The organism is Lactococcus ileimucosae (assembly GCF_943193185.1).
Classification (GTDB): domain Bacteria; phylum Bacillota; class Bacilli; order Lactobacillales; family Streptococcaceae; genus Lactococcus; species Lactococcus ileimucosae.
Genome location: NZ_CALPDE010000028.1, coordinates 1 through 23,027, shown reverse-complemented (window position 1 = coordinate 23,027; position 23,027 = coordinate 1). Strand labels below are relative to the sequence as shown.

Genomic DNA, 23,027 nt, shown 5'->3' with positions numbered 1-23,027 from the left:
AAGTCCTTTCTTTTTTGTGTCTTCTTAGACAGATTATAACACACTAATTTGTGTCTACTTTTATAGTATAGCTCCAAGCTCTAGTCTTTAAAACTTCAACTGTTGACAAACTAACGGAAGCACAAAAGATCGAATTACTGAAATTTATCAAACGTGAGTACGATAAAGTTACAGTTTTGAAAGAAGAGAACAAACAACTTTCCAATCAAACAAAAAAAGAGAGTAAAGGCTATGTGGAGTATAATTTAAGTGATTTTCCCTATAAGGTAGGCGATTTTCTTAGTCATAAATGGACCGACCCTTTAAAACACACACATCACCAAATTTTTAGAGTCGTTAGACTTGCGGATGAAAAAACTAGTCACGTACTTTTAGATGAAATTGAAAGTACAGATGGGAAAGCTTACAAGAAATGGGGACAGGTCGGTAATGGTTTTTTAGCTGTCGCAAATTATACGTTAGCTACAGAGGAAGAACGTGTTCTTTTTGAGGAAGTATTTGATGGAAAAGTTCCCACAAATTCAAAGGAAGACATCGATAAAGATACACCTCTCGCGGTACAAATTAAGTGGAATGAAGGCTCAGATAATGATGTTTTAAAGTTTCTCAACGAAGACCATGAAAGCGAAAGTATCACTGTAGAGACCTTGAAAGCAATGATACAGGATGAAGTATACCTTGAAATTCATCCTGAACCAGGCTATTACAAAGTTAGGACAACTTTAAACAGAATTGATATAGGCGATGGTTTTGCAAGTAATAAAGAATTGTATCAGGATATTGTCAATGCCAATAATTTAGATATTGATATCCAAGCTTATTATGAAAGTATTGCCCCTGAAAAAGAACATCAACTCTCTAATCAAGAGATACTCCAATTAGCCAGGGATAAAATGAATTTGTCTGAGGATATAAAGGTAAAACCTCTTGGAGGTGGTGCATTTTCACTCATGAAAGAGCAATTTGGAGGTATTCTTAATCAATCTATCGTGGACTGGTATCCAGGAGGTGAGCTTAAAGTCAAAGATAATGCGGCTCAGCTTACAGGCCAACCATTATTTGAGGAGGAGTTCTACAAAATCCTTGCTGACATTATTACAGATAAGGAAATACAAGAAAACTTATCTGAAGAAGTTACTCTTTCAGAACAAATTCTAGATGAAAACGAACGTGATAGAAACGTTACGCTTTCAGAAGACAGAAGTGAGACAGATGATGTTTCCCTTCTGGAACAGTTTCCAAATGCAGAAAAACGTGATGAGCTTGATCCTATGGAAGATTTTTTGGTTATGCTAATGACCGGTGAGGATGAGCTAACGATTGTTGTTGATGATAAGGATGTCTATCATCACAAAATTAGCGATAGTAAAAATAGCCAACAAATTATTTTTGAAATGCGCCGAGATAAGAGTACAGATACTCGATACTTGGTTTATGAAAATGGTAAATTCATAAAAAATACTTTTGGTGATGATATACCTGACAATCGACTTACTAACCCTATCGGTTTAGAATACCTAGAACAAAGGCTAGAGGGAAATAAACTTAAGCAACGAAATCAAAGTGAAGTATCACAACAAGCACAGGAAGTCTCATTATTTGATGGTTTTGATTTTGATGAAGAAAGGGAAAGTCAAGCTCCTGCACAGCTTGAGCATTCCAACACCCTAGAGATTACACCAACTCAATTCAAAACAAATTTTGAATTTCCCTCAGATTCGCAAAGTCTTTCAGAATTTTATCCTACTACTCCAAGAGAAAAAGTTAAAGCTAATATTGCTGCGATTCATCTTTTAAAAAATCTATCAGATGAAAAGAGATTAGCCACAACTGAAGAACAAGAAGTTCTAGCACGATATGTAGGTTGGGGTGGTCTGGCCAATAACTTCTTTGATGAGAGTAATCCTAGGTATTCAGAACTGCGTGAAGAACTGAAGACACTTGTAACCCCACAAGAGTATCGCAGTATGCTCCAATCAAGCTTAACAGCTTATTATACGAGTCCTGACGTCATTCAAGTAATGTATAGCCATTTAAGCAATCTTGGTTTCAAGGGTGGCCGTGTACTTGATCCTTCAATGGGAACAGGAAACTTTTTTGCATCGATGCCAGGACATTTGAAAGATAAGTCAGATTTATTTGGAGTAGAATTGGATAGCATTACAGGTCAAATAGCTACAAACCTCCAACAAAAAAGTGACATCCAAATTAAAGGATTCCAGGATACGAATTTTAATGATAATGCATTAGACCTTGTAATAACGAATGTCCCATTTGGCCAAATGCGAATTATGGATGAAAAATATTCAAATAGCTATCCTATTCACGATTATTTCATAAAAAAAGCCCTTGACCTCGTCCATGAAGGGGGCTTTGTGGCTGTGATTACCTCCACTGCAACAATGGATAAAAAAGATAGTCGTTTTAGAGAAGAAATATCCAAAGTCGCAAATTTAGTATCCGCAATTCGTTTACCCAATGATGCGTTTAAAAATATCGCAGGTACAGATGTAACAAGCGATATTTTGATTTTTCAAAAATCAAGCACTCCAGAAACTAAACCTTTATGGATAAATACTCACACTTTAAATGATGATAAGGGTAATCAAGTCTCTATTAATCGCTATTTTAATGAGCAGCCTGAATTTGTTTTAGGTCAAGTTGCAATCAGAACATTCAATGGTGGTGTTCTCTCTGTTCAACGTAATTTTGAAGAAGAAGACTATATACCTAGACTGACCGAATGCCTTGAAAAGCAAAGTGAAGCTTCTTTTTATACTGGCAATAAAGTTGATGATGCCTTTAATGTTTTGTCTTCTGAAAATTCTTTGCTTCCTGAAGATGTCGTGGACAAAGTAGAACCATTTACACTTTTTGTCTATGGTAAAAAGCCCTCTTTTTATGACGGTAAGCGTGTAACACCCCATCGGAAACGATCAAGTGTGACTCTTAAAAAAGGAGAAACACGTAAAGGACAGATTGAACGTTACAAAAAAGTTCAAGAGAGGATATTTGATACAAAAGTGTCATATAAACCTATCTATTCTGTCCAAGGCTATTTTGATAGCTGGGCAAACTTTATTCCTATTGGAGTTGGCAGTGCTTTTGATTTACCAAAGATACCTGAAAATGTTCTTGAAAATCTGAATAATGGCTCACCTATGGAAACGCAAGGCGATTTCAAATATACATACACCAGGGAAAAAGAAAAAAATGTTCTCAAAATTGAAGAAGTTGTCAGTCGACAATATTTTTACTCCGTAGATTATTCTCCTAAGGAAGTTGAAGCAATTGAAAAAATGATTGACCTTCGCCATTCTCTACAAGCTCTTTTGAATATCCAACATAAGCCTGATTACTCTAATGAAGAATATGAGCAATTAAGAGTCAAATTTAATCATAAATATGATTCTTTTGTTGCTCAACACGGCTATATCTCAGAAAGTAAAAATCGCCAACTCATGCGAGAAGATGACTACTATCAATTCTTAGCTTCTGTTGAAGAAGAAATTGAAGATGACATCACTAAAGAAACAACCTTTACTAAAGGAACTGTGTTCTTTGAACCCACTATCCAGCCCGAACAAGAAGTCATTGTTGTTGAAAATGCACACGATGCTCTCCTTTCTTCTATGGACAGAAAAGGCGGGATTGATTTTGAATATATGTCTGATATTTACGGCAAAGACAAGGAAACAATTATTGCAGAATTGGGTAACAGAATATTCTATGTTGGAAATGACGAATATGTAACGAGTGAGGACTATCTCTCTGGTGATGTAAAGACGAAATTAGCTGAAGCACAAAATAATCAAGAATTTAACCTAGAAAATAGAAGTTGGACTAAAAATATCCAAGCTCTACAAGAGGTTATTCCTGAGGATTTGTTGCTCTCTGATATTACTTATAAATTCGGATCAAGATTTATTCCTAACTCTGTCTATGAAATATTTCTTTCTGAGGTAATGGAGTCAGATGCTGAAGTAGTATATGATGAATATACGGACAGCTATAAAGTTTTCTTAGACAAGAAAAATACATTTGCAGTTACTGATACGTATGGTTATAAAAATTATACAGGTGAAAAATTAGCTACAACACTTCTTAATCAACGTGAACCTAAGAGTTACAAACCTGATCCCGAAGACCCCAAAAAACGTATACTTGATGTGACAGGGAGCGCGATTCTTGAAGATAAAGCGAATCAATTGCAGGAAAATTTTAAAACTTGGGTACTTACACAACCCGAAATAAGTGCAAAGATTGTAGAAGTTTATAATGAAAAATTCAATCGCTATGTTGTTAAGCAGTATGACGGCCATGCCTTAACGGTCAAAGGATTAGCTAAACAGTACACTTTACGACCTCATCAAAAAAATGCGGCTATGCGCATCATTCAGGATGAAAGAGCAGGTCTAGCACATGAAGTGGGGTCAGGAAAGACACTGACTATGCTTGCTTCATGTATGAAGATGCAAGAACTGGGGATAATAAATAAGCCACTTTTTGTTGTTCCTAAACCTCTTATCCTGCAATTTTCAAAAGAGATCAACAAGTATTTCCCTGAAAGTAAAGTTCTTGTTGCTCATAAAGAAGATTTTAAAAAAGAAAATCGGAAGAGATTTATTAGTCGTATTGCAAATGGAAAGTATAATGCTATTGTTATTGCAGACTCCCAGTTTGAAAAAGTTTCAATGAGTAAAGAATACCAAAGAAACTACCTTCAAAATCAACTTCTAAAGGCAAAGGAGCATCTGGACAAACTTGATAGTGACAATAAATACACAGTAAAACAAGCTGAAAAAATAATTTCTGGTTTGGAAGAACGCATACTAAAATTACAAAAGAAAGATACCGATACATTTATCAATTTTGAAGATTTGGGTATTGATATGCTTTATGTGGATGAAGCACATGGCTACAAAAATCTTGCACCATTTTCTCAACTTACCAATGTAAAGGGTATTTCAACAACACGCAGTCAAAAAGCTATGGATATGCAACAAAAAGTTGAATATCTTCAATCTCTCTATAACAATAAACGAGTGGTATTTTCGACAGGAACACCTATGTCTAATTCAGTCGTTGAACTTTACACTATGACTCAATTCGTATCACCAGATATTCTCAATCAATTTGAAATTTCTAGTTTTGACACCTGGGTAAGTAGTTTTGGGATTATTGAAAATAATTTTGAATTGACTGCCGCAGGAGCTTATAAAGTTAATCGACGATTTACAAAATTTGGAAATGTACCTGAATTAATGAATACTTTCCGAAGTGTTTGGGATATTCAAACACAAGATATGCTTGATTTACCTGTACCTGATGCGGAAATCATTGCGCATGAAAGCGAAGTTACACAAGCTCAAAATGATGTCATTGAGAGTCTACTCGCACGTGCTGAAGCTATTGAGTCGGGTATTGTGAAACCCTATGAAGACAATATGTTAAAGATTGTTGGAGAAAGTAAAAAAGTTGCTTTGGATATGCGTATCCTAGATGATGTTAATTTCTCAAATTCTGACTCTGATAAAATTACCCAAGTTGTAGAAAATACCACAAAAATATATTTTGAAACACAGGATAAAGCTTCCACACAAATTATTTTCTGTGACCAGTCAATACCGTTAAAACATCGCAATAGTATAAGCACCAATCCAGACGGCTCTTTAAATCAATTTTCTGTTTACGATGAAATTAAAAAACAGCTTATGGCAAATGGTATCCCAGAGCACGAAATTTTCTTTATTCATGATGCAACGGAAAAAACTAAAGACGCTTTGATGAAAGATATGAGAAGTGGTAAACGTCGCATCTTAATTGGAAGTACAGGAAAGGCTGGAACAGGTCTTAATATTCAAGATAAACTCATAGCTGCACATCACGTTGATCTTCCTTGGAGACCCTCAGACCTTACTCAACGTAACGGTCGCATTATTCGGCAAGGAAATCAAAATGAGCGAGTTCAAGTTCATTACTATATCACTAAAGGTTCAATGGATGCTTACCTCTGGCAAACTTTGGAAAATAAAGCTAGGGTAATCAATCAAATTATGCTTGGTAATACAAAAATACGTGAAATGGAAGAACTTTCTAATGACCAGGTAAATATGGCCAAGTTTAAGGCAATTGCGGAAGCTGACCCTATAAAACAGGAATATATGGAAATGGAAATGAAACTCCAAAGTTTAGAGCGTTCAAGAGAACGTTTTTTTGATAGTCAGATTGCCAATGTTAAGCGAGTAAAAAAGGAAAAAGAGCGTTTGCCTTCCTTTGAAAAACGTTTAGCAGCCACAAAATTAGATTTAGACTCTGCTTCCCAAACTAAGAACGCTCCTTTTTCAATTAAAGTGTTTTACAAAGGTAGTGAGAGACAATTTACTGAAAATGATAAAAAAATCGACGTGGCAAAATTCCTAGCAAAGCAAATTAATAACAGTACATTATCTTATAAATTTTCCCAAGCAATAGGGGACAAAGAAAATAAAGTTACACATATTGCCACATATAGGAACTTCAAAATCTTGCATACTCCTGAATTTGGAGATGGAGAAAAAGAACGTCTGATTGTCCAAGGAAATGCCCAGTATTCTGTATGGGTTGTTCCAGGAGCTCCAAGTGGTATATTCACACGTATCGATAATTTTCTTGAAGAAGGGATGTCCAGTGATTACTCACGTACTGAGGAAGAAGTGACTCGAATAAAGTCTTCCATAGATTATATTGAAAACAATAAAGAGATAACGTTCTCCAAAGAAGATGAGTATCAAGAGGTCAAAGCACGTTGCATCGAACTTCGTGATGTCTTAGAAAACAACAGAGAACTCAATGAACAGAAACAAGAGAATGAAAAATCTCTAAATATAAATAGATAAAAGGATTTAGGACAACGAAAATGGCACATGATATTTATGACGAGAATAGGGCAGTTTTTTTTAAAATGACTCAAGAATATATAGAAAAATATCCAGAAGTAGAAAACAAAATGGAAATTTTTGAAAATAATGAGTTAACTGTCCAAGATAAAATGGAGCAGTTTTTAATTTATACTTACTGGCATTTTAATGAAAACTACTCAATGACTTTGAGATTCTCACGAGACAAAGATGAAAGCCAATTTGAAAATATAATTGATGAACTTTTGTTTGAGACTAAATATCACTTTGATTTTTATTACAAATATCGAAGTTACACAAAAAGGATGTGCGCAATGTCCTACCAAGAATTTTCTGAGTTTGCTTCAAAAATTGAAAATCACAAGTTAGATTTTTTCAAAGTAAAGCGACGATAAAGTTCTTTAATCATATGTGTTAACAAACTATAACAATCAATGAAAGGAAAAAGTATGTCAGAAGATAAACATGATGCACGAAAGCAACTTCAAATCAACGCTAAGAAAAAAGATATCTTAGAGGTTGCACAGGCCTTTGGGATGTCCCTCAATAAAAATGGAAGCAGCTATCAAGGCGAATTCCAAGGTCACGACACTTTTACTATTTATCCAAGTACAAACACCTTTCTCTGGCACGGTAGAGGGTTAAATAAGGCAATGAGTGTAGTAGATTTAGTTTCTGTTCTAAAGTTTGGGGCAACTACCCAAGAAGAACTTGATGCAAACTTTCATAAAAGTGTTGTTGAATTGAACAAGATTGAACTTTCTGAATTTGTTCCTGGAAAAATACCAGAGAAAAAAGAGTTTAAATACTTCTTTGAAGAAAGCACAGATGCAACGCTTGCAATTGAATATCTTGAAAAAGAAAGAGGAATTTCAAGAGAAACCATTGACCACTTTATTAATTTAGGAGTAATTGCCCAGGCTGAGTGGAGAAATGAGTTAGAAGATGGCTCTTATTTTTTTGAGCCAGTCGTTATTTTCAAAAATTTGGACAGTAACGGTAGAGTCATTGGAGGGAGCGCTCAGGGTATTGAGGCTCATCCAGAAATACCAGGTCATACACACAAAAGTGGGCACTTAAAGCGTGTCCTTTCTAATTCGGGAAGCAATAGTGGACTAAAAATTTCAATTGGTACACCCAAAAATGTTGTTCTCATTGAAGCCCCCATTGACTTAATTTCTTATTATGACCTCTACAAAGATAGAATAAAGGATACTATTTTGGTTGCTGCGGATGGTTATAAACCTGAAGCTTATTGGAAAGCTATGGCAGAAGTAATGCTTGCCTCTCCCCTACTTTCTGAAGAAATGAAAAGTAATAAGGAATGGGCACTCAAACATTTAATAGAGCATCCTGATCAGCTTCTAAACAATTATCAATCTTTTATTGATAACAGTGATAATCAAACAGGACAATTTATATTTGCCTTCGATAATGATATTCAAGGAAGAAACTTTATTGAAAAATTTAAAAAAGAGAATGCTTCATTTTCTCAAAAAATAAAAGTTGAATTACCTACTAAAGGGAAAGATTGGAATGAACAACTTCAGTTGGAAAATAAAAAAGATGGAATCTCTCAGTCAAAATCAGAAGAGATTGAACCAAATAAGCATGACACTTTCTCCAATTTCTCAGAAACAGTTTCTGATTCAGAAAAGAAAAGTAACCCCTCCATTCGTAATGAAAGTCCTACTCAATTTATAAAAGTGTTTTTAACCAGAGAAGATAAAAAAGGGAAGCCTCGTCAAGTCACACAAATTTTTGAACTTGATGAACCTACAAATATTTCTGAATTGAAAACAGATTTAAGTGGTAGGCTTTCCTTAGATGTGCTAGGTGTCTTAACTCTTGACAAGAAAAAGGAAGACTACCAAGATGCCAAATATGCTCTTGAGAAAAAATTGAAAAAATATCATTTTGTTCTTTCTTACAATTTTGCAAAAGAGCATATTGAGTATCCAAGTCCAGAAGAAATTCAAAAATTCAAAAAGCATAAAAAATTAAGAGAAGCAGAAGACCTTGCTCTTTTTAATATTCAAAACGACGGGTCGCAAATTGAAGCCAGTCAAGATAAAAAAGTTCAAAGAGAAAATCCAAAAACAAACACGACGACTCCTCAATCAGATGAAAGTACCTTATTTTCTGCTTTAGAAAATCGTGATTCCAAGACAGTAAATAATATTCTAGAAAAAAATCTTGATAAATATAAGGAGTCTAAAAACTTTAAAAATTTTTTAGACACCCTTTCTTTCATGCCTGATTTAAGCGAAAAAAATATTCGTTTACTTCTTGAACAATATCCTCATGCAAGATTTGTCAAAGAATTTGAAGTTTGGTCAAAAGCCTATAACCGAAAAATTAAATATAAATCCAAAGCCTTAAAATTGTTTGTCCTTTCACCTCAACCCCAGTGGGACAAAAAAGGCAACATGAAGTTGGATGACAAAGGACAGCCTCTTATCTCAAAAACAAATGAACAATTGATTTCTGTTTTTGATATTAGTCAGACAGAAGAATTCTTTAAAAAAAATCAATTGGACACTTATTATATTCCTAAGGTGTCCACCACACTCTCACGTGAGAAAGTTATTCAAACTTTTCAAGAACTCTCAACACTCTCAAATTCTTACATACATTTCACTTCTGTTCCCCTAGAAAGAGATGATAAAGACATTCACTTTGAAAATTCCTGGTATCTAAAGGAAAAAAATACAATCTATATTCAAGAAGGACTTCCTCCAGAGAAAGCCCTACAAACTCTTATTCAAGAGTTAGCTTACCAAAAATATTTTGACAAGAATTTATCTCCTGAATTACAGAAACTTGAAGTCCTGTCCATGACTTATATCATGTTGAGACAAGTTGGCCTTGAAACACAGCTAGACGTTCAAAATATTATTTCATCAGTTCCTATAACTCAACTCCAACAAGAGTTAAAAAATATTCAAACCCATAGTAAAAACTTTTCTGACGAACTTCATCAGATTCTGAAACCAAAAGTCCAACATAAAGTAGCAGAGATGACTGTCAAAGACAAGATGGAAAATTTGAGTTTTCAGGAAAGAATGTCTCTTGCTAAACAAAAACATGAAGATTTTCTAAAGGAGAAATCTTCAAGAAAAAAAGTTCAGGGAGTGCAACAAGTCCAAGCGATTTGAAAAAAAGTGAAATTGCTGCACTCCATGCTGGTTTTTAAAATAAGAGGAGGAACAAATAAAGATGAAAGAAGAATTGAACATTGCTTACATTTTTTCACGTATCATGGATGACGATGAAGAAAATTTATCTATGCCTGTCGCAAGCAAAAAAATCAAACATTTTCTCAATGAATCTCAAGGGATGATTGAAGAACAAGAACGTCTTGAATGGCAAAAAGTTGAAGAAGAACTGATAAATATGGATATAGATACTTTTGAGAACTGGAAAAAAATTGCAATCAAGTATTTTAAAAAGACTCAAAAAAATGTATCTGAAAAATAACAGGGGCTTGGGGATTTCCCCAAATCAATATAAAGGTCAAGATAGGTCAGAGTTGCAGTTGTGCAATTCTGATTTATCCTGAACTTTTATTTTTTCGCAAGTGGATAGCCACTTGCTATGCCCGCGAGAGCAAAGCTCTCCTCTTTAGAGGTTGGTCTGGTGGGTCTTTTGCCCTACTCTTCACTCTTTTATCAAAACAAAAGAAAGGAAATACAATTTGAAAGAAGTTGATAGAAAAAGAAAGAAACAAATTCTTTTTAGGGCTACTCCCGAAGAAAAGAAACAGCTCTTAAACAATATGAAAGCTGCAGGATATTCAACTCTTGCGAGTTACTTACTTCATATGGGACTCAGGGGCTATATTGTAAATATAAATTTCGCAGATGTAAAAGCTCTTTTGGGTGATGTTGGAGCTGTGCGATCAGAGCTAAACAGGATTGGAAATAATATTAACCAAGTTGCTAAACATGTCAATCAAAGCCATGAAATCGATGCGATGGACTTTTATCTTTTAGAAGAAGAAGTTAAGTCGATGAGAAGTCAAATAGAAAAAATGGAAAAACAAATTGTCGTGAATATAAACAGAAAATTGAGAGACTTGGAGGAAAGCTGATGGTCGTTGTCCCTGTTCCAAAACAAATAAAATCGGAAAAAGCTCTAAAAAGTGCAGTTAAATATATTCTCAATCCAAAGAAAACAAATGAACAGATTTTAACAAGCGGGTATCATATCTCTAATCTTAATTATGCGGATATTGAAATGGGATATACACGATTGCTAGCCCGTAAAATGGTAGGACGACAAAATAAGCAAGTTCTGGCTCATCATCTCTTTCAATCTTTTCGTCCTGAAGACGGACTCTCTCCGGAAGAAATTCATCAAATTGGTAAAGAATGGGTGGAGCAATTAACTGGTGGAAAACATGAATATATTATTGCGACACACGTGGACAAAGACCACATTCACAATCATATCATTTTAAACGCAACATCAAATGTGGACTTCAAAAATTTTCGATGGAAAAAAAATACTCTACAAGTGGCCCGTGAACTCTCTGATAAAATTTCTCTCAAACATGGAGCCATTCAAGAAAAGGTTATCCCTTACGAACGCTCCTATCACTCTTACCAAAAATATTTAGCTAAAAATCCCATACGTCCCGAACTTAAAAGTCGTTTGAATTTTCTTTTAAAACATTCTTTGAGTTTGGAAGATTTTAAGAAAAAAGCTCTTGCTTTAAATGTAGTCATTGATTTTTCTGGAAAATATACCACATTCAAACTCACTGATTTTGAACAAAAAAGACCCATACGTGACAGCAGCTTAATCTCAAAACGTGATCAGCTAAAAATGGAAACTCATCCCGAACTACGAATTTTTTCAAGGGAAAGTATTGAAAAGAGGTGTCTTCAAAATCAGAAGAAGAATGGAAAAACTTTTGCTTTAAATGAAATTTCATCTGAATACCACAAACAACAAAAACGTTTTAAAGAGAACAGCAACATCAAACTTGTCCTTGAAGACTGGCAGGTGGAACAAGAAGTAGATTCAGGTGTTTATATTTTTGCCCAAGCGGGCCACCGTGAAGGGACGATAAAAATTCCTTACACAGCAATCAATCGAAATGAGGAAGGAAAGTTAGAAATTTATATCAGCAGTTATTCTCGTTTTGCTTTTATGGATGCTAAAGCGCCCTCTGAGAGTTATGTCTTATGGGGGCATCAAGTCATTTCACAGCTTTCTCACGAAAACAATAATGTACCTGTCTTCAATAACAAAGCCATGAATAACATTCATAATTTATTTGATGCAATGAATTTACTTGCCCGTCATGGAATTTCCGGTCGTGAGTCTTTCAAACATCTGGGAGAAGATTTTATTGCGGAAATGAGAGAGATTGAAAATGCATTGGAAAAACTGGATAAACTTATACAAGAAAAAACAGATGCTTTTAAATTCAATTCTCATGATATAGTGCAGCTCCAACAACTACAAAATCTTCAAAAAGAAAGAGAGGAACTACAAAAATCCTATAAAAAAATTACGGATGACCTAGAACTCTATGACAATATTCAACAGTTCAGTCAAGTTCAAGATAGAAAACGAGAAGAAAGGAAAAATCAACCTCATGCAAAACGATAATTTTGAACAGACCAAAGCCTTTGGTTTTCCATATTGGGAGTACTCCTCCCTACATGAAAAAGGGTTTTGTTTAGGCCAACTCGTATTTAAAGAATGGGGCAAAAATATGAGCTTACTTACTTATTTTGATCTGCATTCTGGTTTTTTTGGAAATGGGAAATTTCTCACTTTTAGAAATTCTTCTTCCCAATACATGCCCAAAAATGGCCACCTTGATTTATCAGAATCTAAGGTTGGAGATTTTTTTATACTTGAGCTTCAACAAAAAGAAAATGGACCTTCCTTTATTGAAACAATTTGGCACATTCCTTCAGGAGAAGACCCTAGTCAGTTGCTTAAAAAAATTGTCTCGCAAAGAATTTAAGGAGAATGAAAGATATGAATAAAAATTTTGAAAAAATAAAACAAGAACTTGAAGAAAAGCTCTCGTATTACGGAGAGTTAGAACTTTGTCATGAACACTCTCTCAATGATTTATTTACGTATTATATTGATTTAAATATAATTCCAGGACATTTGGATATTAATATCATTGATGTCCACATGAAAACAGATGGCTCTTTGTTTTTGGAAAAAAGAGAAGTAGGGTTTTGTGTAGAGGAATTGGCTGAGCTGCAGAGAGTTCTCTCAATCTTTTATGGCTCTCCATTCTCACTACATATCGAGCCTATCGAAGATCTAGAACCTAAATATCTCATTTGCATCCCCCCAATCCACTTGAACACATTGGAAGAACTCAAGGCGCACATACATGCTTTAAAAAGATTGCTTACTAAAGTTTCTAAAGTACTCAAAGATTAAAAAGTCTTCACAGGTCTTAGGACTTGTGAAGGCTTTTTTTGTTATAATATTAATGTAGAAGTTTAATAGACGGTGGCTCTTGAAAGGTGGTGGTGCTTATGAAAGTAAGTATGAAATCCAGCAGAAAGGAGCATTCTTAAGATGGATGTGGCAATGTTAGTGACTGCAGTTTGTAGTTTCCTAATAAGTTTGCTTACGTTTATCGTTTTGTTGATTGAAAAAATCACAAAAAAATAAGAACCGTCTGACTTTGGCGAGTTAACGGTTCTTAGAAGTTAATTCTGCCACCGACTTTTATTCGGCTACATGGGACTTGTTGGAAGCAAGTCCTTTTTTATTTATTTTTATTATATCACAGAAAGTGAAAAAATGTTACTAAATAAAACAATTTATGCTTTCTTACAGGTCCTATGATACAATGAATATATTTAAGCAAGGGATAAAAAATGATAAGAATTTACTATAGAGGAAGCTGTTTTTCTTCCAAGCGTGCCTTTGCTTGGTTTGAAAAATATAATATTCATGTAGAGAAGAAACGAATCAGCAAACTAGACAAAAAAGAGCTAATCGAACTACTTTCACTTTCAAATGAAGGACTTAAGGAGATATTGAAAAGTGCGGGAAGGAGCAGTAAAGGCGTTCAAGAATTAATTGATCGTGTTATGGGTCTCTCTTTTAATGAGTCCCTTGACTTTTTAATTGCACACCCAGAGATACTTCAAACTCCAATTATCATGGGGGATAATAAACTTCTCATCGGATACAATGAGGATGAAATACGACAATTTCTTCCAAAAGAGTATCGACGTCATAGACTTTAATCGCCCACAAAAACGCTCAATTGACCGGTCTTTAGCTGAGATTAGTGATAGTTTTTTGTTATAATAATTACAGAGAAAGTTTATAGCGGTTTGGCTAAGTATAGAAAGAGGGGTGATGCCTATGAGTATAGGTATTTCCCTATCAAACTGGAAAGGCTAGATTTTTGAGTGTTTCAGACAGCTTAACCTTGATGATTGCATTTGCAAGCTTCATTGTTATGTTGCTCAATCTCATTATTGTGATTGTAAAGAACATAAAAAAATAGAACCGCTAACTTTTGGCAGAGTAAGGTTCTATTTTTAGATAAGTTACTTGTCAACCGTCTTAAACGGTCTCTATGGAGCTTGTTAGTAGCAAGCTCTTTTTTCTTTATCTTCATTATAACACAGAAAGTAAAAAATTGTTACTAAATAAAACAATCGGTACTTTCTTACAGAACCTATATCAAATTTATGTAAAACCCTACTATTATTGAAAAATAATTCGTCACTATTGTTAAAAGAATTATGTCATTTTTTATGATACAACTTTTAATGGCGCACCTTTCTGATGCAATCTAGCCTTAGAAAGGAGGTGAGTCTATGCTTAGCCTACTATTCGTATCAGTTGTCGCTCCAATTGTGGTTGGAGTAATTCTTGAGTTGGTCAAGGATTGGTTGAAAAACCGGCGATAAGCGCCATATTATCACAGACATCCCTTTGGCAGAGGGATGTTTTTTTTTTAGAGAAATAAAAAAACCGAGGTTTTTTGGCAGTACCTCGGCATCAGTGGTGAGCAATGCTTACCTACTATTCGTTGTTTTCATTATAACACTTTATTTTTTCTTGTCAATCTTTTAGTTTTATCTAAATAGTAAGATTTTGTTGCTCATAAAGAATATTTAGAATTAATTTTCCCAATTTGTTAATGAAAATTTATTTTTTAATTCTTGTAATGTTTTTGCTCTCTTCGACAAATCACTACTCATACCAAATTCAAGAAAAGATCTTATTATAGTATTTCAATATTAAACTATCCCTTTAATTATATTATATCGTAAGTCACCTTAATTTATTAAATCTTCTTTTTTGAGTCGCAATACTAATCCCAGTTTTCCGCTCTATCATCTTATAAGTCATACCCTGCTTCTTTAGTTCAAAAGCAAAAGCAATTTGTTCTTCAGTAAATTTTTAAGGACGTCTAAACTCTTTGAGATTTGTTTTATATTCTCCAAGTGTTGCCAAATCTAATGACAGTTTTGTTGTCTCTTTTAAAGCCATTGGATTTGCTGTAGTAGCAACTTTCTTGTCTGCTATCTCCGGATCAACAGTTTGTACTGAACGAGAAACTGGAGAGACTTTTCTCCAATTATGCCATGTCCATAGCTAATATTATAACAAAATCCTATACTCTAACATTCGTTCACATCTCTTGAGTGTAAATTTATTCTGTTATCATTCTAAATAAATCAATGACCAATATTGTTAACCTTTGATAACCCCTATTACATGAGAGACTATATTAAGTCATTAAAGTATACCCTATTGGACACATTAAATTTAAATAGCTAATTTGACATAGATTATCAATATGATATAATGGAATAGAAAAAAGCGACAGGAATTGCCGTTCCTATCGCTTGATAAGTCTTCAGAGATTCGTATAATTAGTGCTTACCTTTTATGGTTTGCACTTTTTTTGATGTAGTAAGCTTTTGCACAAGAAATTTTATATTTCCCATATGCAATGTAAAACTTACTTAATGCACCAAGTATAATCGCAATAGCACAAGCTATCGTAATCATCACGAAACTCTTCCTTTACAGTAATAGACATGGGACTCTATACCTCCTGTCTTCAGTTTAATTGAGAGAATAGTCCCCATATTTACTCTGTAAAACTTATCAGGAGCTTCATAGTAGCGAACTGTCCACTCCATATCCAATATTATATCACAGCAACCATACAAAGCAAATTTCCTTTTAAACAAATAGACAAGTATCTAAGTATATTTTTATATTTGTTTATAACTGTTCTGTTTTCTCTATCTGATAAATAGCTTACAATAAGCTAGAATTTAGCTATATATAAAGGTAGATTTTTTTGAACATTTATAATAAAAAAACATTGACAGCAAATTCATAGGAGAATATAAATGTTAATCTTCTCTTCATCATGATACTTCTTGACCACCTTGAAAAAATCACAAAAAAATAAGAACCGTCTGACTTTGGCAGGTTAACGGTTCTTGAACTGATTATTGCCACCGACTTTTATTCGGCTACATGGGACTTGTTTGCAGCAAGTCCTTTTTTCTCTACTTTTATTATATCACAGAAAGTGAAAAATTTTTACTAAATAAAACAATTGAGTGTAAGCAAATATTGTTAAAAGTATATTGAGTATCTGTTCTTTATAGAAAACGCCTAAATTAAATATTTTTTAAATTTTAATTATAAAAAAATAATCTAAATGTTTGAAATGATTATATGTTTATGTTAAATTATTAATAAATTGGATATAATGTCATACTAGAAAGAGGTGTTTTATGATTTGGTCGTTAATTGTTGGAGCCATTATTGGTTTAATCGCAGGAGTCATCACTAAGGGAGGCTCTATGGGTTGGATTGCCAATATACTCGCAGGACTTGTAGGATCTGCAGTTGGTCAAGCGCTCCTGGGAAGTTGGGGACCTTCCTTAGCAGGGATGGCACTTATTCCTTCGATTATTGGTGCAGTAATTGTAGTTGCTGTAGTCTCTCTCATACTATCAAAAATAAGTCACTGAGTTAAAGAATCTAGAAAGGAGGATCTGTGTCACCTGGAAAGAAATTTATATGTATAGTCCTTGATATTCTTCTACTTTCTATTGTAGTACCAACAACATGGGATTACTACAATCTAGTCGAGTATAATGACATGACGAGTTCTTCAAGTCAACTTCTCTATATTGGAGAATATGTACCAGCTTATTTATTTTGGGGAAATGTTATCTTAGCCTTTGTCTTAATTTTGGCTTTGATTATCATTATCTTTTATCCTCGAACATATGTAGACATTAAACTCTCAACTCAGAGTGGAAAGCTTACTTTAAAACGTTCTGCTATAGAAGGGCTTGTCCGTGAAAAAGTCATTAAAAATGATTATCTAAAATTGCCTCGCATCAATGTAGTTCTACATAAGAATAGAATAGATATTGATGTAAAGGGAGACATCATTCCTCGAGTAGAAGTTACGAAGAAAGCTCAATTATTGGAACAAGAAATAGTTGATTACTTAAAAGTTTTCTTTGGGCTAGAGCAACCTCTAAAAATAAAAGTTGAGGTTAATGCAATAGATAAAGAAACGAATTCAAAGCGCTCACGTGTATTATAGGAGGTGTCAATGGATTATCTGGAAAGATATCGATATCCAATTATCGGAGGCATTATCGGCGGTATAATAGCCATTGCCATCTTCACAATTGGATTCTGGAAAATGATTCTGCTTTTAATTTTAATAAGTCTAGGTGTAATGGCTGGTTTATTTTTAAAAAAGACAGGAATCATTGAACAACTAAAAAATCGAAAATAAATTATGATTAAAAAGGAGAAGTTAATGGTACAAGAAAACATGAAATCATTTGGAACAATGGCAGAAAAAGATAAAAACGATCATAATATCAAAGGTGAATTGACTTATGAAGATAAAGTCATTCAAAAAATTGTGGGACTAGCACTAGAAAACATTGATGGGCTTCTCTCCATTGAAGGGGGGTTCTTCTCCAACTTAACAGGAAAACTAGTTAATAACGAGGATGTCACTTCAGGAGTTGATGTTGAAGTCGGAAAAACTCAAGTTGCTGTAGATTTAAAAGTAATCGTTGAATATCGTAAAAATGTTCCTGAGATTTATAATCAAATCAAAGATGTCATTTGTAAAGAAGTTGCAAATATGACCGACTTGGATGTCGTTGAAGTTAATGTGACGGTTACAGATATCAAGACAAAAGAGCAACAGAAAAAAGACGAAATAACTGTTCAAGATCGTGTTACTGATGCTGTTCAAAGTACAGGAAAGTTTGCTTCAAAACAAGTTGACAAAGTAGTAGATAAAGTTGATGATGCAACACCTGAACAAGGAAGAGTAAAATAATAAGCTTAATGGCTACATTATGCATGATATATATCCAATTGGGAAAGTCGTTAGAGTAATTTTAATGACTTTTTTATTTCGTCTTGTGGTGTACTAATTAGTTTGCTTACGTTTATCGTTTTGTTGATTGAAAACACACAAAAAAATAAGAACCGTCTAGCTTTGGCGAGTTAACGGTTCTTGAACTGATTACTGCCACCGAATTTTATCCGGCTACATCGGACTTATGATACAATGAATATCAAAGGATAAGAAAATGATAAAAATTTATTATAGAGGAAGCTGTGGTTCTTCCAGGCGAGCCTTTTCCTGGTTTGAAAAATATGATATTCACGTGGAGAAAAAAAGAGTCAGTAGGCTAGACAAGAAAGAGCTCATCCAATTGCTTTCATTTTCAAATGAAGGGCTAAAGGAAATATTGAAAAGTTCAGATAGGAGTGGTAAGGCGGTTCAAAAATCACTCGACCATATTATGGGTCTCTCTTTTAATGAGAGTCTAGATTTTTTAATAGCACACCCTGACATATTTCAAACTCCAATTATTATGGGAGATAACAAACTTCTCATCGGATACAATGAGGATGAAATACGACAATTTCTCCCAAAAGAATATCGACGTCGCAGACTTTAACCGCTCCCAAAACCGCTCTACTGGTTGATTTATTTCTGAAAATTAGTATAGTTTTTGTTATAATATCTGTGTAGAGTTTATGAACGGTAGCCTAGATTGGAGGTGATGCCATGGTTTTTAGTGGCGAGTCCTCACAAAACAAGAAAGGCGATAAATTTTTGTCTGTTTACGAAGCATTAATGCTTGCGATCGCTTTTGCGGGCCTGGTATTAAGAATTTCAAACACAAAAAAATGACCGTTCAACTTAGCAGGCGATAGGTCATAATTTTGATATAAAACTTGCTACCGTTCTTTAAACGGCTACGTGGGACTTGTTGGAAGCAAGTCCTTTTTTTCTTTATATCCATTATAAAATTTTTTTATATATTTTTCAATGATTTTCTATTTTTTTATTTTTTTTCTATTTTTTTGTTTAAAAATATTTTTAAAAAAACGTGTTCAGAAAATGGTCATTTTCTGAACACTTATTTATTCTCTACAAAATTCATCAAATTCTGTTAGTTTTTGTGTTCATTAACTCATAACTTAATCTATGTTCATTTATATATATTATTTTAAGTTATGGTACAATCAAACTAACGGAGGTGTAGAAATTTGAATATTGGATATGCACGAGTTTCAACTGGTCTACAAAATTTAGATTTACAAAGAGATAGTCTTAAAAAATATGGTTGTGAGAAAATATTTACTGATCATATGTCTGGGAGTAAAAAAGATAGACCTGGTTTAAAATCAGCAATAGAATTTTCTCGTCCTGGTGATACAATAGTCGTTTGGCGATTAGACCGATTGGGAAGAAATATGGAGGACTTAATCAGTATAGTTAATTCATTAAACGATAAAGGAGTGAGTTTCCATAGTTTGCAAGAAAATATCACAATGGATAAATCAAGCTCTACTGGACAGCTTATGTTCCATTTGTTCGCAGCATTTGCAGAGTTTGAACGTAATCTTATTCTTGAACGTTCTGCAGCAGGAAGAGAAGCAGCACGTGCAAGAGGACGACTAGGTGGCCGTCCTGAGAAATTTACTGAGAAAGATATAGCACTACTTAAAACACTTGTAGAGAGTGGAACACCGATCAAAAATATAGCTGAATCTTGGGGTGTGTCTCGAACAACAATATATAGATACATAAATAGAATTTATAAAAAATAATCATTACACTTTTATAAAATATCATAACCTTGGAAATTGTGAAGTAGATATGTTAAAATCAAATTAAGTAAAATTATACTTAAAAAGGAGGTGCGAAATGGAAAACATAGTTCCTGTATCAGAAATGAGATACTATAATCAAACTTTAAGTGATGTTTCTCAAGGGTCACAAGTGATTTTAACAAAAAATGGCACTGCAAAATATGCAGTAGTCGATTTTAGAGAATGGGAAAAAACAAAAGCAACAGTTAGACTTTTAGAAGAATTGCAACAAGGTTATCATAGCTTAAAAGCAGAAAGAAGCTCAAATCCTGATGAATTTGCTGAGAGGTTGGGTATAAAGTTTGAGTAAGTATGCTGTTGTTATTGCAGAACAAGTATATAGGGATACCAAAGAAGCTATTTTTTATAAGGAAAGTTTAGGAACTTATAAAAGCAATGTATCTAAATTTTCTAAAGAAGTGGCTACTTTCATTAAGAAATTGGAAATTTCTCCAAAGATTGGCTCAAATTTGTCCTTAAGAATTGGTATTGATACCAATGTAAAATATAATGTGATTGAGGATTACATCTTATTTTATGAGGTTGTAGATTCAGAAGTCTACGTACTAAGATTGCTGCCCGCAAAATCTAATTGGATGAATACTATTCTTAAACATATTTAAGAATAGAAACGAACTTATGTTAAAAAGTCCGTTTGTATCTGTTATACGAAATTGATCTGCTGGATATATACAGAAGGTGAAAGAAATGAGTACAACAACACGTAAATAATTCGCTGATTTCAAGGAAAAAACTAATGACGAACCAACAAAAAGTAAAACAAATAGTTAAAAAATATGATACAAGTTTAAGCCAACTTACCAACAATGCAACAGCTAAGGAAGTAAAAACGGTTGGTGTTTAAGTTCTTTGCAGATGAATCCAATCGTAAACAACGTGAGTTGGTGGGATTAAAAACTAAATAAAAATATGTGTATGCACACAAGCTCATACAAATATGATTATAAATAGAAAGTACTTGAATCAGAGCTAATAAAGCCCCGCTAAGTACTTTTTATTTATAACTTTTAATATCTTTCCGAAAAACCAAACTATTACTGATAAATATCAACAGCTTATCATAAGACATCTACCATATACAATGCCCTTCTAAAGCTTAACAATTACTACTTACTATAATAGATACCTTACTTCTTTTTGGTATAACAGTAGGGTAGAAGTTTAATAGACGGTGGCTCTTGAAAGTGGGGGATGCTTATGAATATAAGTACAAAATCCAACAGAAAGGAGCACTCTTATGATGGCTGTAGCAATGTTAGTGACTGCAATTTGTAGTTTCCTAATTAGTTTGCTTACGTTTGTCATCTTGTTGATTGAAAAAAACACAAAAAAATAAGAACCGTCTCAACTTTGGTTAGTTAACGGTTCTTGAACTAAATACTACCACTGACTTTTACTCGGCTACAAGGGACTTGTTACTGCAAGTCCTTTTTCTTTACCTTTATTATATCATGTATTTTTGATTGTGACAATAAAAGGCATTATAAAAGTAATTGGAATTATAGTTACTTTTATAACTATGCTGTGATCAAAATTCTCGTATGTTGAGATATTTATAGTTTTTCTTATAGATAATATAATTGTGTCCCAGTTTAAAAGAATGTTCTTTTTGAATAATTTTAGATATAAATAAGCTTTGAGTAAAAAAATACTCTAGGCGTATTTATTGTTCTCTAAGGGTACTAGTATCGTGTGATTAACCAAGTAAAAAAATGATAAATAGAGTACTGAAAACATTAGTTAAACCATGAATTATCCAACTTGGGATAATCGATCCTCCTGCTAATTTTTCGTCTATATAACAAAGGCTATATCCAATTGAGCCAGTCATAATTCCTATAAAAATCAGAATCGTAAGAGTTAAATCTTGGCTAGTCAACATGAGGATATGGGTTAAACCAAATAATATTGCTTGTATAAAGTTTCCCGATCTATAGTTGAATTTATGTATCAATCTTTTCGCAAGAAAACCGCGAAAAAATACTTCTTCAGATAATGCAGTTTGAACAAATGCATATAAGATAATAGAGAGAGTGCTCCAAATAGAAATATTAGTAAATTTACTATTAGCTAAAACTGATAAATCAGAAATTGATTTAAGCGAAAAATAACCTACAATAATAAATCCAATTAGAGAAGCTAAACAGGATAGGAATAATTTCGAGTTATTTTCTGTTGTCATTTTTTTCAACCCCAGGAAATCCAGTAACGAACATTGAGCTGATTTCCTAGAGATTAACCACCACAAAAATGGAATAACTCCAAATAATATCACTTGAAAAATTGCTGCAATCAATTGATTGATAAATTGGTTCATTTTTATTTCCTCTTAAATACACATTATTTATAAAATCATTATACCAAATATATCTTATTTCATCGATTAACTTCTGCATTCGTTAGTGTTGAGAAAACCTCCCTATTTCAGCACCACCTCTTATATTTTTGTTTCATTAACTCGCAATTTAATCTATGCTCATCAATATACCCAACTTGATAGTTGAAATTTGCGATAAATAAAAAACATCTCCCAATACGATAAACTTAAGTGACTCAATACTTTAAGTTAGGAATCGATCAAGAGATGCAAAATAATTTTATCACACCTTTCAACGAATTACTCAAACGAGTGAGTGACCTTTATAAAACATTTGCACCGAATGAAGTTAAAAATCGGAAAAATATTCATCTTGCTAAACAGTCTGATGAAGTCATTTTAGCCTGTTATTTGTTTGGATTACTTCACTCTTGTTCAACCCTCATTGGGATTTATCGTCTGTCCAGTTCAATGTTTGAGGATGATTTTCCCAGCGAAACTCGATTTTACAGAACTATAAATAATGGAGCTATACTATAAAAGTAGACACAAATTAGTGTGTTATAATCTGTCTAAGAAGACACAAAAAAGAAAGGACT

General features: G+C 33.5%; 21 protein-coding genes and 2 pseudogenes. 20 read left to right on the top strand and 3 right to left on the bottom strand.

Going from position 1 to position 23,027, the window contains the following annotated elements:
• Positions 1–176 precede the first annotated feature (176 nt).
• From NFR51_RS09820 to NFR51_RS09775, 11 genes are all read left to right on the top strand, one after another.
• Positions 177–6,878 carry a helicase-like domain-containing protein gene (locus NFR51_RS09820; protein WP_251713484.1) on the top strand — a complete coding sequence of 2,234 codons (6,702 nt, stop codon included), beginning with the start codon at positions 177–179 and terminating at the stop codon, positions 6,876–6,878.
• A 20-nt stretch (positions 6,879–6,898) separates the two neighbouring features.
• Positions 6,899–7,294, top strand: coding sequence for a hypothetical protein (locus NFR51_RS09815; protein ID WP_251713483.1), 396 nt, complete (start codon positions 6,899–6,901; stop codon positions 7,292–7,294).
• Positions 7,295–7,348: 54 nt separating this feature from the next.
• Positions 7,349–10,057: a toprim domain-containing protein gene (locus NFR51_RS09810; RefSeq protein WP_251713482.1), complete on the top strand. Its 2,709-nt coding sequence runs from the start codon at positions 7,349–7,351 to the stop codon at positions 10,055–10,057.
• A 61-nt stretch (positions 10,058–10,118) separates the two neighbouring features.
• Complete coding sequence (locus NFR51_RS09805; RefSeq protein WP_251713481.1) at positions 10,119–10,379, top strand: hypothetical protein; 261 nt, start codon at positions 10,119–10,121, stop codon at positions 10,377–10,379.
• Positions 10,380–10,596: 217 nt separating this feature from the next.
• Positions 10,597–10,992 carry a plasmid mobilization protein gene (locus NFR51_RS09800; RefSeq protein WP_251713480.1) on the top strand — a complete coding sequence of 132 codons (396 nt, stop codon included), beginning with the start codon at positions 10,597–10,599 and terminating at the stop codon, positions 10,990–10,992.
• Entirely contained in the window at positions 10,992–12,521 is a 1,530-nt protein-coding gene (locus NFR51_RS09795) for a relaxase/mobilization nuclease domain-containing protein (protein WP_251713479.1), read from the top strand. The genes NFR51_RS09800 and NFR51_RS09795 overlap by 1 nt, the downstream gene beginning before the upstream one ends.
• Positions 12,508–12,885: a hypothetical protein gene (locus tag NFR51_RS09790; RefSeq protein ID WP_251713478.1), complete on the top strand. Its 378-nt coding sequence runs from the start codon at positions 12,508–12,510 to the stop codon at positions 12,883–12,885. Before NFR51_RS09795 ends, NFR51_RS09790 begins: the two co-directional genes overlap by 14 nt.
• A gap of 14 nt (positions 12,886–12,899) precedes the next feature.
• Positions 12,900–13,322: a hypothetical protein gene (locus tag NFR51_RS09785; protein WP_251713477.1), complete on the top strand. Its 423-nt coding sequence runs from the start codon at positions 12,900–12,902 to the stop codon at positions 13,320–13,322.
• Positions 13,323–13,768: 446 nt separating this feature from the next.
• A complete protein-coding gene (locus NFR51_RS09780; protein WP_251713476.1) occupies positions 13,769–14,143 on the top strand; it encodes an ArsC/Spx/MgsR family protein in 375 nt (124 codons plus the stop codon).
• Positions 14,144–14,307: 164 nt separating this feature from the next.
• A complete protein-coding gene (locus tag NFR51_RS10875; RefSeq protein ID WP_143467465.1) occupies positions 14,308–14,409 on the top strand; it encodes a putative holin-like toxin in 102 nt (33 codons plus the stop codon).
• A 316-nt stretch (positions 14,410–14,725) separates the two neighbouring features.
• Positions 14,726–14,818, top strand: coding sequence for a type I toxin-antitoxin system Fst family toxin (locus NFR51_RS09775; protein WP_134798165.1), 93 nt, complete (start codon positions 14,726–14,728; stop codon positions 14,816–14,818).
• Between the two features lie 367 nt (positions 14,819–15,185).
• On the opposite strand, the pseudogene NFR51_RS09770 reads toward NFR51_RS09775, so the two are convergent.
• Both NFR51_RS09770 and NFR51_RS10780 read right to left on the bottom strand, forming a co-directional pair.
• Positions 15,186–15,314 (bottom strand): annotated as a pseudogene (locus NFR51_RS09770) (recombinase family protein); the annotation flags it as partial.
• Between the two features lie 483 nt (positions 15,315–15,797).
• Positions 15,798–15,929, bottom strand: a complete 132-nt coding sequence (locus tag NFR51_RS10780) for a hypothetical protein (RefSeq protein WP_277613164.1) — start codon at positions 15,927–15,929, stop codon at positions 15,798–15,800.
• 743 nt (positions 15,930–16,672) lie between these two features.
• On the opposite strand from NFR51_RS10780, the gene NFR51_RS09765 reads away from it, so the two are divergent.
• The 8 genes from NFR51_RS09765 (at position 16,673) to NFR51_RS09730 (ending at position 20,713) form a co-directional block, all read left to right on the top strand.
• Positions 16,673–16,912, top strand: coding sequence for a GlsB/YeaQ/YmgE family stress response membrane protein (locus tag NFR51_RS09765; protein ID WP_251423865.1), 240 nt, complete (start codon positions 16,673–16,675; stop codon positions 16,910–16,912).
• Positions 16,913–16,938: 26 nt separating this feature from the next.
• Positions 16,939–17,499 (top strand): alkaline shock response membrane anchor protein AmaP, encoded by a 561-nt coding sequence (gene amaP, locus NFR51_RS09760; RefSeq protein ID WP_251713475.1) that lies wholly within the window; start codon positions 16,939–16,941, stop codon positions 17,497–17,499.
• A gap of 9 nt (positions 17,500–17,508) precedes the next feature.
• Positions 17,509–17,697: a DUF2273 domain-containing protein gene (locus NFR51_RS09755; protein ID WP_251423859.1), complete on the top strand. Its 189-nt coding sequence runs from the start codon at positions 17,509–17,511 to the stop codon at positions 17,695–17,697.
• Between the two features lie 24 nt (positions 17,698–17,721).
• Positions 17,722–18,258 (top strand): Asp23/Gls24 family envelope stress response protein, encoded by a 537-nt coding sequence (locus tag NFR51_RS09750; RefSeq protein WP_369918411.1) that lies wholly within the window; start codon positions 17,722–17,724, stop codon positions 18,256–18,258.
• A gap of 256 nt (positions 18,259–18,514) precedes the next feature.
• Positions 18,515–18,889, top strand: coding sequence for an ArsC/Spx/MgsR family protein (locus NFR51_RS09745; RefSeq protein ID WP_251713474.1), 375 nt, complete (start codon positions 18,515–18,517; stop codon positions 18,887–18,889).
• A 595-nt stretch (positions 18,890–19,484) separates the two neighbouring features.
• Positions 19,485–20,048 carry a recombinase family protein gene (locus tag NFR51_RS09740; protein ID WP_251423840.1) on the top strand — a complete coding sequence of 188 codons (564 nt, stop codon included), beginning with the start codon at positions 19,485–19,487 and terminating at the stop codon, positions 20,046–20,048.
• A 97-nt stretch (positions 20,049–20,145) separates the two neighbouring features.
• Positions 20,146–20,400, top strand: a complete 255-nt coding sequence (locus NFR51_RS09735; protein ID WP_251423837.1) for a prevent-host-death protein — start codon at positions 20,146–20,148, stop codon at positions 20,398–20,400.
• Entirely contained in the window at positions 20,393–20,713 is a 321-nt protein-coding gene (locus NFR51_RS09730; RefSeq protein ID WP_251423834.1) for a type II toxin-antitoxin system RelE/ParE family toxin, read from the top strand. Before NFR51_RS09735 ends, NFR51_RS09730 begins: the two co-directional genes overlap by 8 nt.
• A 1,094-nt stretch (positions 20,714–21,807) precedes the next feature.
• Here the strand turns inward: NFR51_RS09730 and NFR51_RS09725 are convergent.
• Entirely contained in the window at positions 21,808–22,428 is a 621-nt protein-coding gene (locus NFR51_RS09725; protein ID WP_251423830.1) for a CPBP family intramembrane glutamic endopeptidase, read from the bottom strand.
• A 267-nt stretch (positions 22,429–22,695) separates the two neighbouring features.
• Here NFR51_RS09725 and NFR51_RS09720 point away from each other — a divergent pair.
• Positions 22,696–22,953, top strand: a pseudogene (locus tag NFR51_RS09720) (IS982-like element ISLgar3 family transposase); the annotation flags it as partial.
• Positions 22,954–23,027: the final 74 nt, after the last annotated feature.

Excerpts from the sequence above, each read along its gene's own strand:
- NFR51_RS09815 (WP_251713483.1), top strand. The coding sequence starts at position 6,899 with ATGGCACATGATATTTATGACGAGAATAGGGCAGTTTTTTTTAAAATG.
- NFR51_RS09810 (WP_251713482.1), top strand. The coding sequence starts at position 7,349 with ATGTCAGAAGATAAACATGATGCACGAAAGCAACTTCAAATCAACGCT.
- NFR51_RS09805 (WP_251713481.1), top strand. The coding sequence starts at position 10,119 with ATGAAAGAAGAATTGAACATTGCTTACATTTTTTCACGTATCATGGAT.
- NFR51_RS09795 (WP_251713479.1), top strand. The coding sequence starts at position 10,992 with ATGGTCGTTGTCCCTGTTCCAAAACAAATAAAATCGGAAAAAGCTCTA.
- NFR51_RS09790 (WP_251713478.1), top strand. The coding sequence starts at position 12,508 with ATGCAAAACGATAATTTTGAACAGACCAAAGCCTTTGGTTTTCCATAT.
- NFR51_RS09785 (WP_251713477.1), top strand. The coding sequence starts at position 12,900 with ATGAATAAAAATTTTGAAAAAATAAAACAAGAACTTGAAGAAAAGCTC.
- NFR51_RS09780 (WP_251713476.1), top strand. The coding sequence starts at position 13,769 with ATGATAAGAATTTACTATAGAGGAAGCTGTTTTTCTTCCAAGCGTGCC.
- NFR51_RS09775 (WP_134798165.1), top strand. The coding sequence starts at position 14,726 with ATGCTTAGCCTACTATTCGTATCAGTTGTCGCTCCAATTGTGGTTGGA.
- NFR51_RS10780 (WP_277613164.1), bottom strand. The coding sequence starts at position 15,929 with ATGATTACGATAGCTTGTGCTATTGCGATTATACTTGGTGCATTAAGT.
- NFR51_RS09765 (WP_251423865.1), top strand. The coding sequence starts at position 16,673 with ATGATTTGGTCGTTAATTGTTGGAGCCATTATTGGTTTAATCGCAGGA.
- NFR51_RS09755 (WP_251423859.1), top strand. The coding sequence starts at position 17,509 with ATGGATTATCTGGAAAGATATCGATATCCAATTATCGGAGGCATTATC.
- NFR51_RS09750 (WP_369918411.1), top strand. The coding sequence starts at position 17,722 with ATGGTACAAGAAAACATGAAATCATTTGGAACAATGGCAGAAAAAGAT.
- NFR51_RS09745 (WP_251713474.1), top strand. The coding sequence starts at position 18,515 with ATGATAAAAATTTATTATAGAGGAAGCTGTGGTTCTTCCAGGCGAGCC.
- NFR51_RS09735 (WP_251423837.1), top strand. The coding sequence starts at position 20,146 with ATGGAAAACATAGTTCCTGTATCAGAAATGAGATACTATAATCAAACT.
- NFR51_RS09725 (WP_251423830.1), bottom strand. The coding sequence starts at position 22,428 with ATGAACCAATTTATCAATCAATTGATTGCAGCAATTTTTCAAGTGATA.